Source organism: Paenibacillus sp. FSL F4-0087, assembly GCF_038020215.1.
In the GTDB taxonomy this organism is placed as follows: domain Bacteria; phylum Bacillota; class Bacilli; order Paenibacillales; family Paenibacillaceae; genus Paenibacillus; species Paenibacillus taichungensis.
Window position 1 is genome coordinate 987,717 of record NZ_JBBODJ010000001.1, and the last position, 15,583, is coordinate 1,003,299.

Annotated in this window: 22 protein-coding genes; 1 reads left to right on the forward strand and 21 read right to left on the reverse strand. The window is 43.4% G+C overall.

Annotated elements, in window-relative coordinates; all coding sequences use genetic code 11:
• Positions 1–3 precede the first annotated feature (3 nt).
• Positions 4–1,155: a glycosyltransferase gene (locus tag MHB84_RS04640; protein WP_083678958.1), complete on the forward strand. Its 1,152-nt coding sequence runs from the start codon at positions 4–6 to the stop codon at positions 1,153–1,155.
• A 243-nt stretch (positions 1,156–1,398) separates the two neighbouring features.
• Here MHB84_RS04640 and MHB84_RS04645 read toward each other — a convergent pair whose 3' ends face one another.
• The 21 genes from MHB84_RS04645 to MHB84_RS04745 form a co-directional block, all read right to left on the reverse strand.
• Entirely contained in the window at positions 1,399–1,917 is a 519-nt protein-coding gene (locus tag MHB84_RS04645; RefSeq protein WP_256716845.1) for an NUDIX domain-containing protein, read from the reverse strand.
• Between the two features lie 66 nt (positions 1,918–1,983).
• Positions 1,984–2,646, reverse strand: a complete 663-nt coding sequence (locus MHB84_RS04650; protein WP_076290014.1) for an HAD family hydrolase — start codon at positions 2,644–2,646, stop codon at positions 1,984–1,986.
• 287 nt (positions 2,647–2,933) lie between these two features.
• Positions 2,934–3,104, reverse strand: a complete 171-nt coding sequence (locus MHB84_RS04655; protein ID WP_094030628.1) for a YHYH domain-containing protein — start codon at positions 3,102–3,104, stop codon at positions 2,934–2,936.
• 103 nt (positions 3,105–3,207) lie between these two features.
• Positions 3,208–3,987 (reverse strand): Cof-type HAD-IIB family hydrolase, encoded by a 780-nt coding sequence (locus MHB84_RS04660; RefSeq protein ID WP_076290015.1) that lies wholly within the window; start codon positions 3,985–3,987, stop codon positions 3,208–3,210.
• A gap of 283 nt (positions 3,988–4,270) precedes the next feature.
• The gene (locus MHB84_RS04665; RefSeq protein ID WP_076290016.1) at positions 4,271–5,806 is read right to left on the reverse strand and encodes a PH domain-containing protein; all 1,536 of its coding nucleotides are present in this window, start codon (positions 5,804–5,806) and stop codon (positions 4,271–4,273) included.
• Positions 5,803–6,300 carry a PH domain-containing protein gene (locus MHB84_RS04670; RefSeq protein WP_076290017.1) on the reverse strand — a complete coding sequence of 166 codons (498 nt, stop codon included), beginning with the start codon at positions 6,298–6,300 and terminating at the stop codon, positions 5,803–5,805. Before MHB84_RS04670 ends, MHB84_RS04665 begins: the two co-directional genes overlap by 4 nt.
• Positions 6,301–6,404: 104 nt before the next feature.
• Complete coding sequence (locus MHB84_RS04675; RefSeq protein ID WP_076290018.1) at positions 6,405–6,971, reverse strand: GNAT family N-acetyltransferase; 567 nt, start codon at positions 6,969–6,971, stop codon at positions 6,405–6,407.
• A gap of 257 nt (positions 6,972–7,228) precedes the next feature.
• Complete coding sequence (locus tag MHB84_RS04680) at positions 7,229–7,651, reverse strand: hypothetical protein (RefSeq protein WP_076290019.1); 423 nt, start codon at positions 7,649–7,651, stop codon at positions 7,229–7,231.
• 204 nt (positions 7,652–7,855) lie between these two features.
• Positions 7,856–8,632 carry a hypothetical protein gene (locus tag MHB84_RS04685; RefSeq protein WP_076290020.1) on the reverse strand — a complete coding sequence of 259 codons (777 nt, stop codon included), beginning with the start codon at positions 8,630–8,632 and terminating at the stop codon, positions 7,856–7,858.
• 109 nt (positions 8,633–8,741) lie between these two features.
• A complete protein-coding gene (locus MHB84_RS04690) occupies positions 8,742–8,897 on the reverse strand; it encodes a hypothetical protein (protein WP_162491041.1) in 156 nt (51 codons plus the stop codon).
• Between the two features lie 224 nt (positions 8,898–9,121).
• Entirely contained in the window at positions 9,122–9,454 is a 333-nt protein-coding gene (locus MHB84_RS04695; protein WP_076290021.1) for an HIT domain-containing protein, read from the reverse strand.
• Between the two features lie 20 nt (positions 9,455–9,474).
• Entirely contained in the window at positions 9,475–9,924 is a 450-nt protein-coding gene (locus MHB84_RS04700; RefSeq protein ID WP_076290022.1) for an NUDIX hydrolase, read from the reverse strand.
• 45 nt (positions 9,925–9,969) lie between these two features.
• Complete coding sequence (locus MHB84_RS04705) at positions 9,970–10,572, reverse strand: HD domain-containing protein (protein WP_076290023.1); 603 nt, start codon at positions 10,570–10,572, stop codon at positions 9,970–9,972.
• Between the two features lie 42 nt (positions 10,573–10,614).
• Complete coding sequence (locus tag MHB84_RS04710) at positions 10,615–11,415, reverse strand: inositol monophosphatase family protein (RefSeq protein ID WP_076290153.1); 801 nt, start codon at positions 11,413–11,415, stop codon at positions 10,615–10,617.
• Between the two features lie 31 nt (positions 11,416–11,446).
• Complete coding sequence (locus MHB84_RS04715; protein WP_076290024.1) at positions 11,447–11,905, reverse strand: GNAT family N-acetyltransferase; 459 nt, start codon at positions 11,903–11,905, stop codon at positions 11,447–11,449.
• 18 nt (positions 11,906–11,923) lie between these two features.
• Positions 11,924–12,355 (reverse strand): cytidine deaminase, encoded by a 432-nt coding sequence (locus tag MHB84_RS04720; protein WP_409347688.1) that lies wholly within the window; start codon positions 12,353–12,355, stop codon positions 11,924–11,926.
• Positions 12,321–13,115, reverse strand: a complete 795-nt coding sequence (locus tag MHB84_RS04725; RefSeq protein ID WP_076290026.1) for an aminoglycoside adenylyltransferase domain-containing protein — start codon at positions 13,113–13,115, stop codon at positions 12,321–12,323. Before MHB84_RS04725 ends, MHB84_RS04720 begins: the two co-directional genes overlap by 35 nt.
• Before the next feature lie 26 nt (positions 13,116–13,141).
• Positions 13,142–14,035, reverse strand: a complete 894-nt coding sequence (locus MHB84_RS04730) for a PhzF family phenazine biosynthesis protein (protein ID WP_076290027.1) — start codon at positions 14,033–14,035, stop codon at positions 13,142–13,144.
• Positions 14,036–14,049: 14 nt separating this feature from the next.
• Positions 14,050–14,631, reverse strand: a complete 582-nt coding sequence (locus MHB84_RS04735) for a GNAT family N-acetyltransferase (protein ID WP_076290028.1) — start codon at positions 14,629–14,631, stop codon at positions 14,050–14,052.
• 44 nt (positions 14,632–14,675) lie between these two features.
• A complete protein-coding gene (locus MHB84_RS04740) occupies positions 14,676–15,053 on the reverse strand; it encodes a hypothetical protein (RefSeq protein ID WP_072734132.1) in 378 nt (125 codons plus the stop codon).
• Positions 15,050–15,562: a nucleoside deaminase gene (locus tag MHB84_RS04745; protein WP_076290029.1), complete on the reverse strand. Its 513-nt coding sequence runs from the start codon at positions 15,560–15,562 to the stop codon at positions 15,050–15,052. The genes MHB84_RS04740 and MHB84_RS04745 overlap by 4 nt, the downstream gene beginning before the upstream one ends.
• Positions 15,563–15,583: the final 21 nt, after the last annotated feature.

The following is a 15,583-nucleotide window of genomic DNA, read 5'->3' on the forward strand; positions in this document are numbered from 1 at the left end:
ATGATGCGCCTGGCCTTGTTCACTGACACCTATGTTCCGGAAACCAATGGTGTTGCCGGTACGCTGCACCGCTTGAGTAATCACTTGAACCGCAAAGGCATTGAGCATCTGTTATTCACACCGCAGTCTGTTATTGAAGGCAATGATGCCGCTCCGGTCCGTTCGGTGACCAACATCCCCTTTTTCCTCTATCCGGAATGTCGTATCGCCTTACCTAATCGAGCATCCATCCATCGAGAGCTAAATACCTTTCAGCCAGATCTGCTGCATATCGCCACTCCGTTCAATATGGGTCTTTTTGGTCTCAGATATGCGCTCAAGTATCAGCTTCCACATGTCATCTCCTACCACACTCACTTCGATCGGTACCTCGAATACTACAAGTTGAAAAGTGTCATTCCTCTGTACTGGAAGTATATCCAATGGTTTCACCGAGCCTGTGATGCAACATTGACACCGTCTCAGGAGACCTTAAACGCATTGCAATCAAAAGGTATTCAACGTCTGAAGTTATGGTCCCGCGGGATTGATTGCAGTCTGTATTCACCTGATAAACGAAGCTCCGATATGCGCTACAACATAACGGCTCCTCTAATTTTACTCTACGTTGGACGAATTGCCCCGGAAAAAGATATCTCTACCCTCACCCTTGCCATGCAGCAGTTGCCAGAACATATGCAATCCCGTGTACACTGGATCATTGTAGGCGATGGGCCATTGCTTCCCAAGATGCGTATGCAAGCCCCACCCAATGTCACCTTTACGGGGTATCTACATGGTGAAGATCTTGCTGCTATGTATGCTTCGGCAGATCTCTTTGTGTTTCCTTCCTCAACAGAAACATTTGGCAATGTGGTGCTGGAAGCGATGGCTTCGGGATTGCCGGTTCTCGCTGCGAATGGTGGCGGTGTAAAAGACTTGGTCACACATCATCGAAGCGGTGTTCTGTTCGAGCCGGGTAATACGGATGCATTGATTCGAGAGATATGCCTCTGGGGAGATCATATGGATCAACTGAGGACTATGGGTCTTGAAGGTCGAAAACTTGCTGAACAGCGTTCGTGGGATCACATTTTTGACAGGTTAGTTGGAGATTATGAGGAAGCCATTGAGAATCGGAGAAGACGCACGAAAGATCGAATCATCATAGCTTGATTTTCATAAAATAACCGAATTGAATAATGGATGATCACTGCCGCTCCAAGACCCACCTGTTGAAGTTTGGATATCAATATCCATCATGCTTTTTAAAAAAGAGAATTTATATTCAATACGAGGTATTAAAAAAGAGCGGGGATGGCTAATATCCTCGCTCTTTATAACAGTCGCCTACAGACGTTTAAACGTATGGCTTTTTCGATCAGAGATAAGTCCCTTTCCAGGTCAAGACGTCTAACATTACACAACGGGTTCGAAGGATATCGTGTCTTGCATAATACTCCATTCTACCCTCGGTCTAGCCGCTGCCCCTTCTGGCTTTAGGACATTACCGATCCATATCTCTTCGGTCTCCTGATTCTGCAAAAAGTGCCGGATCGCTGCTTTAATCAGAATGGATGTGTGTAAATCCAATAGCTCATCCAAAGGTACCCAAAATAACTCCCCTTCATCTGATGGAATAAAGGCTCGATGTGTCGTCTCACCAAAATATACAAACTGCTGCCAAACTTCACCGTCGCTATACTGCATCAAAACATATCGAAGACGGAAATTTTCAATTTCCGCTTGCTTGAACCCCGTCTCTTCTTCAATCTCTCGGTAACTGGCAGTCATTGGTGAATTAAGCTCGCCGTGCTCCAAATGCCCGCCAATACCACCCCAGAACTCAAAATCGAACAGCCTGCTGCCTGCCTTCTTCATCATTAACATGTCGTTGCCATTACTCAAAAATGCCGTAGCCATTTGTCTGATCTCCATGTGCACCTACCTCACTGGTCTGTTATGTAATGTTGTGTTGTTTGAAGCTAATCTGAAGATCTCCCCTTAGAGTAGGCCTTTTAATTCACCAAGATGCTCAATAGCATGTAATGGTTTGGTTGTAATGCTGTCCTGCCAAGGCTGATTGACCTTCATCCAGATCGTGCTCATGCCTACTTTTGCCGCTCCTTCAACATCATTGACGGGATGATCCCCAATGTAGATACACTGCTCGGGAGAGAGGTTGAAATGATCCAATGCCAATTTGAAAATACGAGGATCGGGCTTTTTGACTCCAGCCTCTTCCGAAACGATAATATGATCAAAATCATCCCGGATGCCAAGTTGATCGATTTTGCCGTACTGAATCTCGGTTTTACCATTGGTGATTAAACCTGTTTTATATTTTCCTCTTAGATGCTGAACCACTTCTCGCGCCTGCTCCATCAATACAGCACTTTTCACATACTCTCTGCCATAGAACTCCATAAGCTCCGCGTGAGGCGGATTCTCAGCCCAAGGTAATTCATGGAGCAACTCGTTGAACAACACATCTTTGTCCTTGTAACCGTCCTCATCCAGCTCAATAATTCGTTTAAGAATATCATCCGTAGTCTCAAGATGAGCAAAATAAGTGTTGATCAAGCTCTGGCTGAAGCCTTCAAAGGTACTTGTTCTGTTGAGAATCGTATTGTCTAGATCAAAAATAATTGCTTTAATATGATCCATCGTCATACTCCTCCTATCTGGTCTGTAAAACGTTATTTCCTCAATAGTTGCTCCAGTTTCCGATTGGTTTCGGCCTGCTCTTGAATTAACCGTTTCGTATTACTTTCTATGCTGATGAGTGTGACCGTCATAATAATTACACAAATGATCCCAATAAAGCCCATAAAACTACTCACCTCTAACGTAATGTTTATTCTATTCTGTTAGCTGCGACTACCATAAATTATAAACATGCAAACCCAACCTTAGATCAGACCAGGGCTGGGTTTACCTTGTAAAACTCATTTTCATTTTTTCTTTTTGTGATAATGGTAGCCTGTGCAAAGGCCCTTTTGTTTGGATTTCGCGGAACAATTATGCCCACCATTTTTGTCCAGTCTACCTGGATGGGCATAAGCTGAAGAAGATACACCAATAAGTACGACAAAAGACAAGATTACAATGACAACCTTTTTCATAAGTCACCCTTCGATCACACCCTATGCTTTAGGGCTTAATTCATCCTCCATCATTCTACATGAAAACCCATAATTAGGATATCCTTATTACTCCAAAATTTGCTTATTCTATGATTTTAAACTTCCTCAACGCATGTGTGATGCCATCCTCACTTGCTCGCAGTGTGACATAGTCGGCACTTTGTTTGACGCGCTCTCCTCCGTTTCCCATCGCAATGCCAAGTCCCACATACTCTAGCAAATCAATATCATTTTCACCATCGCCAAAGGCCATTGCTTCCTCTTTCGATATATTCAGGTGGTCGAGCACTTTCCCTGTCGCTATCGATTTGGATACTTCGTTCTCTTCCAGTACGTTAGACACGTAAGGATGAAACCTCACGAATTTTAATGCAGGGAATCTGGATTGGAATTTCTCCACTTCGTCTTGATCGGCATATAAACAAATGCAATACACTTCCTGTTCCAAAGAACTGATGCTCAAGGGGTACTCCATCAGACCAAGCGTATCTCTTAATGCATCGATGACACGTACATCCGTTGTGCATAAACCATTCATTTCGAATGACTCTGTAAAATAAGAAATACTGCTGCCGTTCAACTCGGCAAATTCACTGATTTCTCTAACCATTCGTGTAGAAAGCACCGATTTATGTATCACTTCTTCACCACTCTTGATCAATGCCCCGTTAGCCGAAATCATGGTATCAATCCCGAGTTTTCTGAAATCTCGGCATAAATTGTACGGTCTGCCAGTGACCAGCACGACCTCTATGCCCCTCTGAACCAATTTTCGAATGGAATCCTCTGTACTTGGTGAGAGACTTCGATCCTTCTCACTGAGTAGCGTACCGTCCACGTCCATAAATACGATTTTAATCAAAGGGACACCTCCTTAGCTATATCAATTGTACTAAAGCATATTTACACCTGCCACTCCGATGACAGAACAACCTTCCGATCGCTGTTATCCCCAGATTTTTTTTGATTACTATTTTCAAAGGGGAAAATCCCGGAATAAAGGCGAACACTTCGTTTCTTCAGGTTATTTCTGTCCTCTCCGTTCTCTTGTAACTGTTTAGTTCAATTGATATAGAAATTAAAAATTTCAATTCAAAAGGCAAGTGCACAGTTAACTTAGTAGTCTTCCTGCACTTGCCTTTACATTATCGAGTCTGGACGTTCTGGCTCCGCTCCATATACCACAGCTGAAACGCCTCTACCGCTTCAAGCGGTATATCGTTTAGCGTATGATGCAGAACAGGTTTGGCACGATTCACGGTTTGAATCGAAGCAACTCCAAACCAACGTTGCAGTAGATTCCGGGTGATCTGTACCTCAATGACTTTCTCTCGCTTGGAGATGTATAGTGTCGAGGTTAATGCACCCGTTCGCAATTGGATAAAGTTCTCATTCAGGATGTATCGTGTATGGAGAAAATCAGTTATTCTGCATATGCCAATCCACAGTAGCAGAATAGCGGAAATCATCCACCATGCCTGATTCTGTCCCAGAATCGGCGGTTTGAAATAAAACAGTAACCCTGTTGCAATGATCCACACCCAGCTTGGTGTCAGCATGCGCAGCCATAATGATTTGCGTGGAAGCTTCTGCATCTCCTGCGTGACCTGATAGGATGGCAAAATCTCCGAGATCATATCGTAAGCTTGCTTCACAGGCAGAAAAGGATAGAGCGAGTTAACTTCCTGTTCGGATTCTCCCACACCACCTGCTGTCGTTAGTTCCACTTCTGCCAATCCTAGCAGTCTTTTCATCGGAGACTGTGTGATTTTCACCGCCTGTACTCGTTCTTTCAGGATTGAAAATGCAGTCTGTTCCAACATACCTTTCGTAATGTAGATACGTTTGCGATCAGAGGAGATTTGGAAATCACCATACTTCACAAAGGTTCTGACAATCCCTAGCATAATGGAAACAGCAATAAGTCCTGTAATGATCAATGCGGTAATCCACCAGGTATCCAGCCACGTTAATAGGATGCTCTCCGTCACTTTTTCATCGGGAAAGAAATCTTTTATCGACGAATAGAGCGATCCCAGAATCGGAATAAGCACCAGAAAGCTGAGCGACGTAAACGAAGCTTTGAATATATCTTTTCGAGTGGACTTGTAATGGACATTCCGTTCAAGCTCTTCTTTTACCGTCGAGGGGATATATTCTTCCAGTGTTACGTGTTCAGGTCGCATCACTGGTTCCTCATTTGGTTCTACAGCATCACTGGCGACATTCGCTTCCGACATATGCCCTGCTACTACCTTTTCAAGCCGCTCCGATTCCGAAAGCGAAACGACTTGCAGCTGAAAAGTAGCATCTTCTCCCTTGATACCCGTCTCAAAACGAATGGATGTGACTCGGAACAAACGATGAAACAGCGACGTATGCCGGTTTACGTTCTGAATTTTGGTATAGGGTATCGTTCTTCTTGTGCGATTAAATACCCCACTGTAGATCTGAAAAGCCTTATCATCAGCGGAATAACGTAGTGTAAACCAACTCCAGATGATGCTTATCACACTAAACGCGATAGCCACATAGAAGACGATTCTGCCATACATAATCCACGTGGACGCCGAGCCATGACGGAGAATAAATAAAAAAACGATAAATGCAAAAGAATTTTTCACCAGTTTCCACAAACTCCAGAGCATGGCTAACGGGTGTTGTCTTTTCATCTCGTTCATTCATCCACCTCATTAATCCTTGCATAGGACGCAATCTGATTACGCAGTTCAAGCGCCACTTCCTCTGGCAGCGCCGGGATCGTATGAGATGAACCCATCGTGCCAATCGATACAGAATATAGGCCATATTTTCTCAAAAGAGGACCTTGGTTCGTCGTGACGGATTGTACTTTGGCCATGGGAACGATCTGATGTACCTTTTTCAAAGCGCCGTGTTTCAATTGCAAGAACTCCTCATTCGCATCGTAATACCAATGCTTGTATAACAATGAAGGCCGGATAAAAACCTCCCACACCGTATACAGCACTGATATGGCAGTCACTCCCCACAGCAACCAACCAATCCACGCCCTCCATCCAAAGACGGAATCCAGAATCAGCAGTGCTGCAAGCACAATCAACCCTATTCCGTTCGATATAATCGCACTGATTCTCCATATGGTTATGGCATCCGGCGATAAACGTTGCTCGGGTGTACTCTGTATGTACTGCATATCTTCACTCCTTTTTCTTACTGTACGAAGAATAGTCCTCTATCGATGCAGAAAGATTGACTTAGTAAAAGAGATGACCCCTGTTCAGTACAGGTCGTCATCTCTTAGTCATTTATTGCAGCAAAATCCTTCACATTACATAACCACACCATATGGTCCGCGCCTTCACCCCAGTAGTTCTTTGCCACGGCATAGGGTTCTCCAAACTTCCGCTGCCATTTCTTCTGGGCTATCCGGTATCCACTATCCAGGCAAAATTGCGTAATCTCACGTCTCTGAAGTTCAGTAGCCAAGGCATGAATGAGAGCAGAGCCAATTCCCCGACCCTGAACCTCTGGCAGAACGTAGAGACTACCCAATTCCCCTACGTAGTTCAGTTGGTGGTCGGTGCATTCTTGAATCTCCTCGCCGCAAGGTCCATACGAAATAGTGCCTACGACGGTATCTTCCCTTTTGGCCAGCAAGAAGAAAACATTCGATTCCTGTTTGTTGTCAGGATGCAAAGCTGAGTAAAGCATCGCTTTTTTGTGTTCAATTTCATCGCGTATGTCTTCGTGCAGGGAACCCAGCCCTTCCTGTGTAAATGCATTTGTTATGGATGTCTCGAATACCCGCCAGGCACCCTCCATATCCGATGCTGTTAAAGGTTGAATGGTAATCAGGTGACTCATATGACCTTCTCTCCGTTTCAATAGATATATAAATTAAACCAAAGAATATTTACACTTGCCACTCCGATGACAGAACAACCTTCCGATCGCTGTTATCCCCAGATTTTTATGATTCCTATTTTCAAAGGGTAAAATCCGGGGATAAAGGCGAACGCTTCGCTTCTTTAGGTTTTTTCTGTCCTCTCCGTTATCGTGGAATTTTTTGTTGAACCTATATAGTAAACTGACTTACCGAAGGTAATCTGTAATCTTCTGTGTCAGTCCGTATGACTTTGAATCAGTTTCCTCACTCGGTTTGCATCCTCTATGGGTATGCTGTATCCTACGTGGGTATCCTCATGGTTAACCAGAAGGGCTGACTGCTTGGGATTTTTGCCTATGGAAAAATCATACTGGGTTAAGGATCCATCTGCATCTGTTAAGTTCATTTTATACTCCACGCTATAATCAAGACTTCCTGATATACGCTCCGCTTTGTTTATAGCCTCGATTACGATTCCAATCTCAACCGGATCTTTGAATTCCACATCCTCACACGCTTCAATCGTGAAGTTGGGGTTGCAGGTTAATGTAATGAGCGAAGGCAGAGCTTCTTTCGGATTAGAATTATTTCCATTGGTAGGATTGCAGCCTGCAAGGAGCACTACAAAGAGACCTAAGAGAATCCCTGCTTTTTTCATTAGCATATGAACCTCCCGATTCTTACTTAGAACATGAGCGTAAACGCTCTACGTAATCATCTGTATTTAGCTCTAGATGCTTATGCTGACATGCTGCAGCTCAGTGTCCCATCCTTGGAGCAGTACTTAGAAACGCTGGGAGGTATCGGCCATGAAAGCACTTATCTTTATGTCCGTAATGAATTTGGGAACTATACCCGGTGTTCAAGCCTGCACTCGCTCTGTTTGTATCCTCACAAATAACTGCTCCAAATCCGTATGAAGATCCGGCTGTTCGTTAACGAGCAGGCTTATGTATTCCGACCCGCACTCATAGAAAACAAGACGATTAAACGGAGCTGTATCCCCAATATGATTGATTTCCAGTCCAAATTTCTCCCGAATTCGATTCTCCAGATAGCGCGCGTAACCTTCGTTCCATTCCAGCCAGTTGAAGTACTCCCCTTGTTCTTCACTCAAAGAGCTGAACAGGGCTACTCTCGCTTCTTTCACTTGCAAGAGATCCTTACTCTTCAAGGCTGACAGCAACGAAGTGATCCGCTGGACAACCATCTCATTGTCATAAGGAAACTCATAATCCAGTTCCCATGTTACACGTTTGATTTGCTCCATCTTATGTTTGATCTCAAGTCGGTCACCCATGTCGGTGTAATGCTCATTTACGTAACAATGGACAAATTCATGAAAGAGATAGACTTTCTGCTCAAAATTTTGGAACGCCGCATCCGTTACCACTGCGCACATCCGCTCATCCATGTGATGCACTCGAAACGCCGCAAGGCATCCTTCGGGAATATTCAGGTCATCCGGGACGGTTTTCACCCATTCATATTGCTGCGTCTTGGACGAATAATCATAGATATATAATAAAGTTTCAAATGCCACAACCACGGGATAATAGTCTGCGAATAAAGGATGTATACTGACCAAATCTTTTTGAAGCTCCTGCAATTCGTTGATTTGCTCTAAAAAAGTATCCATGTCATTTACCCTCTCTTTAGTTGAATAATGAGTTAATCATATCAATAGAGCAACAATAAAACACTGAGAGAAAAATGATAATTCTATTGTTGAGTGAGATTTCTACAGCTTAGAACCGTTCTCCTCGTTTCTCATATAGATAAATGTCCAACGCCTGAATCCCGCGTTTAGCAAGTTTGATAAATAAAATGAGGGCGTATACACCCAAACCGAATAACACCAAGTTAAATAAAACTGCAAATGTTGAAATGAATGAAAAGCTCATCACAATTCCTCCTTTTTTATCAACGTACTGAATTCATAATTCATATGATCATCATGATTGATAAATAGTTCAATTTATTAATTCACCAAACTATTTTAGCATATTTTACCTCCATTTACTTTCTCCAATCAAATTCCTCATTCTTGATAGAGTGAATTCTAATCATTAAATTCAAAAAGTCTTCCCCCGAACATCCGGCAGGAAGACTCTACTTAAGACTTATTTTATTGGATACGTTCACCGCTTACCACATGCCAGTGTTGATGCTTCGAATCCTGGTAAGTGCCCAGGTTGGTTACGATTTTGGAAGAACCCGTCTGGACAACCATGTCCGCAGCAACCTTTTTGATAACCCGCATAATTTCCAGTAATAGTTCATCATTATTTTCTTCTTCCTGTGAAATGAACGATTGGATATGAATCTTTGGAATAACGACAATATGATGTTTATAGTATGGTCGGGTATGATGATAAGCCAGCACCTTGTCTGTTTCCATGACGATATTTACTTTGGTATTACCACTAAGCACTTCATCACAATAAAAATCCTGTGTCATATATGATCCCCTTTCACTACTTAGTTAATATATCCCGCTTTTTTCAGCACATATTCCGTGAACGGGTTAATCTCTGGGATGGGTATACTCAGATCAAAATAACGCAGTTCCAGTCCTTCATCATCCATGACGGTTGGTTCGCCCTGAATTTCAGTAGCTTCATAGACTGCCATGACATTATACACTTCATCTCCATGCGGATACTTGTAATACATGTCCTGACCTGAGAAAACGGTAATGAGTTTATATGCACCCGCTCTTAGTCCGGCTTCCTCATATAATTCACGGGCAGCAGCTTCCTCCAAAGATTCTCCCGGTTCCAATGATCCGCCAAGGGTTCCCCAATCCAGGCTATCTGTACGTCTTTGCAACAGCAGATGGCCCTGCTCATTGAAGACCAACACACATGAACCAGCCATGATTAGAGGGCGTGAACCCACCAGCTTTCTCAACTCCATGATATATCCCATAAAGATTTTCCCCCGTCTGTAATCAGATAAATTCAGCAATGTGCTCTAAGACTTGGATTTAGTCAAGATTCCCTTGTCTACGGAATTTTGGATAATCTGCTGTGCGTACGTCCATAATGTTTCGGAACCGTTCTCAATCTCCCGATTTCTATTTAACACCTGCTCACTTGTAATATTGTATTTCTGCCACGTATCTCCCTCATTCTGATGATTGTGGATCAACGGCTGCAACCGATCCATCGACGAGGCAAACTGCGCTTCATGGGTCTCCTTAGCCTCAAACTCTAGCCACAGGTTCAACAGTTCTTGGGCCTGTTCCTCAGGTAAAATCCCAAATAGTCGATGCGCAGCCTTGATCTCTCGGTCATATTTATCCGCATGCCCTACCGTATCGTAGGCAAATGTATCTCCGGCATCGATCTCAACGAGGTCATGAACAAGAAGCATCTTAATGACTTTGAGAATATCCACCTCCTTGTTGGAGTGACTCTGCAAAATCAGGGCCATCATCGCCAGATGCCAGGAATGCTCTGCATCATTTTCGAGTCTGTCACCATGGATGATTCTCGTTTTTCGTTCAATCGTTTTCAGCTTATCAATCTCAATAAGAAATTGAATCTGACTCTGCAATGATTCGTTCACGACCATTCTCCTTCGGATTATAGAATTCATGCTTATTAAGCTCGCTAATCATGAGTTCATTCCCTCCCGAACGACACTCAGGAAATACTCACGATGATCCGGATGGCAGGCAATCAGATATGGCTCTGAATTCATGCCTTCAAAGGGAATCCCTTCAAAATCCATAACAATGGCACCTGCTTCTTTCGCTATTAATATGCCTGAATACAAATCGTCACCTTCCGAATTGTAGAGCACAATGCCGTCAATATCCCCCTTAGCTAACATGCACCACTGTAAGGTTGGAGCCCATAATCGCATCATTCGTTTGAAGCAAACATCCAGATGTTGACGTAGCCGTACAGCCTTCTCCTCATTTTGCACCTGATGTCCCTGAATCCATCCAATGGTCCCTTTATGAATATGCTCTTTCTTTTGGACTTTCATGGGGTTCTGATTACAACTTGCCCCATTCCCACGTGATGCCACAAACAAACGATCCACCAGAGGTTCGTAAATAACTCCGAGGACGGGTTCTAAACGATACATTAATGTAATGGAAACGGAAAATATCGGTAGGCCAATGGCAAAGTTGTTTGTTCCGTCTAACGGATCAATCATCCACAGCCAGTCACTCTTCTGTCCGTTATGGCCCCGCTCTTCACTATGGATCTCATGATCGGGAAAACGAATGGTAATTTCATCACATATTATCCGCTCTGCTTCATGATCTACTTCCGTAACAACATCACCAAAGATGCCCTTCTCCACTGCACAGGTGATCTGATCAAAATGCTCTTTAGCAACCTCTCCTGCTTTTCGAATGACTCTCTCCGCAAGGTCTTGAGCTAAACGAATGGTTTGTTCGATGACAATCACTCCGTTCGTGTTATTAAAGCGCTCATTTTATGCAAATTTCATAGATCCGAGTCTCTTCATCATCTAGCAAATATCCTTTACCGATATACGCCCAGTTATTTTTTTCATAATAGTCCGTCAAATCCGTACATAAATACAGCTTATCGTAGCCCTTCGTCTTAACCTCATTAATCGCATGATTCTGTAGTTGCCCACCAAGGTTCTTGCCTCGGTATTCTGGATCAACATGAAGGCACGCAAACCACGGGAACAGATCCTGGCGACTATTCAAATCACTCCTTAACAGAGCATATCCTCCAACAATCCTGTCCCCATCCAACAGTACATAAAATCGGGGTACATCACTCTCGGTTTCCACGGAACGCTCAATGCAATCCCGGTAAAAATGATAACTTGATTCCGAGCCCCACTGCTTCCAAAAGTATTGTACAGCTGTCTGCAGCATGTCCGGCTTTTGCCGAATATCAACTATCTCAAACATCACAGTCTACCTTCCTTATTATGTTCTTGTATATTTTTGTGGTAATAGCTGCCCAATCGTTGTTTTAGAATAACCCTCTTCTCCCTGCAAGATGACCTGTGTGTCCTTCCCATAATCACTAATCAGTTCTCTGCAAATACCGCAAGGAGATACCACATCTAACTGGATTTCCGCTCCGTTTGGTGCATCATTAGGATCAACTTCGGGATGTCTTACGGCCACGATCGTTTCGAATTCATGTTCCCCTTCCGAAATGGCTTTACCTATAGCAATCGCTTCCGCGCATACTGAGACACGACCGATATAGGCTTCCAGATGTACCGCCGTAAATATTTTTCCAGATCGAGTTCGTACTGCTGCCCCAACGTGATGCTTACCCTCCTGATACAAACGCGAAATTACGTTCTTTGCTGCTTCAATCAGTTCCAGATCCTCTGTCGTTATAATCATCATGATGTCTCCTTTTTATTTCATCCAACATGTACTTCGCATAATCCAGAAGTAAATCATCACTTAGATTCACGCTTTCCAGCTCTCCGTTATATTTTGCTAGACATTGTGAGATGACTTCTTTGTACTTCGGCAAAATATGAATAAGTGCCCACTCGCCTGCTTCTCGCTTGGAGTATATAACTGACTCTTTCACATACAATAGAACCCGTGATAGGTTCAAAACATAGTAGACAGGATTCTCCGTTATTTCTTCCATAGCTGAACCAACGTCAGATGTAATAGAGGCCAACATATATTCACGTTTTACGGGCTGGAATAACTCCTTAATCGGTTTGCCGACAAGCACAATTCCACGGTCAACAATAACGGCCAGGTGTGCTACCAGATCCGGATCTTCGTATCCACCGCAAAGATATTGATCATCAGTTCTATACTTTTCCCGGTGATACCCCGAGTAATGAAACTCAAATGGACTCGGAAATGTCAGTTTAGCAACCGTAGACTCCAAAACAATACTAAGTTCAAACCCTGTGACAATATGCATTTCATCTTCGGTCTGCATCACTCTCTTCGCAATCCTTCGATAGGTATCAGCAGACAGCTGCTCCCGGCATACCACCAGTATATCGATATCGCTTTGATTGGGATGGAAGCACCCCATAGCCATGGACCCGTGCAAATAAATTCCTACCAAAGAGTCCGAACATTCTTCTTGTAACAAATGAGAAACTGTATGTAGTACCGCCTGTTCATCCACCTAAACCCTCTCCTTCATTTACGTTGTTACGTATTCAACTCCACTTTCATTTCTTCCACAAAAACAGCCGTGCCTCGTATTCTGACATCCATGTCCTGTCCATTTCTGACCACACTGACATGAACTTTCCCATCTCTGCCAATCTCATGCCCTTGCTCCACAACAAAATGAGTCTGATCCATCCCAGAATTCATATACTCCAAATAATAGGCACCCATCACACCGGTTGCTGTTCCCGTAACCGGATCCTCCGTAGTTCCCGAAAAAGGCGAGGAAAAATGTCTGGCATGCATTAGCGCATCTGAATCGCGGGTTTCCAAAGCAAATGGATGCAGAGAAGCTTTCGGATTTTCATCTAATATCTCAGGAAATAGAGAAGAATCCGGTTTCATTTGTTGGAAAGAAGTCAGTTTGCAAATCGGTATCAACAAAGTCCAGGTGCCTGTACTTCCATAAACTATAGGTGTGGATAGATCAATATCATCCGTGGTTAGATTAATGGATTTTGCCAGCTTCTCTATGTCACCTTGGAATGGCATGAAACGGGGTTGATCCTGCTTCATCTCAATGTTGATCGTATCGCCATCCTGCTGGAACTGAATCGGCAATATGCCTACATTAGTCTCAATGGTAATCGACTGCTTATCCTCCAGTAGCCCTCTAGTCTTTAACCCATACATGGATGCCATTGTTGCATGGCCACACAGATTAATCTCATGACCCGGTGTGAAATATCGTAATCTAACGTCTGCAACTACTGAACTCATCACGAAGACCGTTTCATTAAAGCCGACTTTATGCGCAATCTGCTGCATCGCTTCTTCACTGAGCGAATCGGCATGAAAGACGACTCCAGCCGGATTTCCTTTACCAGGAACCGTCGAAAAAGCATCATAATGATATACAGTGATTTCACTCATTGTAGTCCCACCTTTCACTTAACAAAACCAACTTGGTCATCTGAATTCCTCCCTCTTCGTTCACTAAACTCTTTTTCTAAAATGGAGAAGAAATATTGATCCGTCCATTGATTGTTCCACCAAAGTTCTTCCTTGAACACAGCTTCCCGTGTCATACCCACATGCTGCATCAGCGCAGCAGATCTGACATTCTGAGCATTGCACATACCTATCACTTTATGGGCGTGTAACTCGTTAAATGCAAATTCTAATATAAGTTTCGTAGCCTCACTTCCGTAGCCCTTCCCTACATAATTCGGAAGCAGTGCGAATCCGAGTTCCCAGCTTTTTCTATGACCTACATAGCTCCACATTTGGATAAGGCCAATTGGTTCACCTTCTGGATCTTCCAAACGACGAATAATGAAATCATAGGCATACGGCTTTTCCTCCACAGTAAAAAAATGACTACGATATTTATCGCGAACTTTCTCCGTATCCGTTTCAACGGTCTCCTCAAAACTCCATATACTCGCCTCACATTCAATTTTGCTTATAAAGTCGAGGTCATGTTCTGTGACAGGTGTTATTCTTATTTTCTGTCCTGCGAACTCCATTTCAAATTATCTCCTTTGTTTGTTTAGGCCGTCGTCCCCTAGGACTATTGCATCTGCCCATTAATATATCTTCTATGACTTGAAGATGCGTCCTGAGCCCACAATTCCAACTCGATTCTACTAACCAAAAATTGATCTTGAACCTTGATGAAAGGAAACATTTTTCCTTCAAAGAAACCGGATGCCGAGAAACTTCCTTGTTCGGCCTTAATAATGTCCATCACCTGTTCTTTAGTCATACTCAAATACTCCGCCGTTTCTTGGATCGTCATTAATGTTTTATTATTGTTCGGCACATCCTGTTCCACTGCCTGAGTCGATTCACTAGCTCTCCCCTGATTTGATAGCAACAGGCAGCCAACTATGAACGATATTCCCAAAATGACACTGGCTAGTAAAATGGAGATCGGAATGGATTTCATTGTTTGGGAGTCTCCCACTCTGTATTAAGCATACCTCTACCAATATTCCATTGGGCAAGCAATGCTCGCTGTCTATTTTCCAAATCAAGATATGGTGCTGCAATACAGGAAAGTGTGTCGAACAGATGGATAAAATGAGGGCCCTCCTTAAAACGTCTAAGCCCGCCATACCCTTCATCATCCGCAGCCCATACGATCTTTTTGATCCCCGACATTAATATGGTGCATGAACACATGGGACAAGGTTCACATGTGGTGTAGAGAGTCAGGTCATTCTTCGTGTAGCGCTTCTTACTTACATCCAGCAAATGTTGCCCTGCCTGACGAATAGCATCGACTTCAGCATGTGCGGTGGGATCACATTCGGAGAAGACTCGGTTTCTTCCTTTACTAACGACATCCCCATCCGCATCCACAATTATCGCACCAATCGGATATGTTCCTTCTATTAGCGCCTGATCTGCTTCTTCCAGAGCCAAAACTAAATATTCATAGTCCGATAATCTCACGAAAAATCCCCCTTAGTTTAG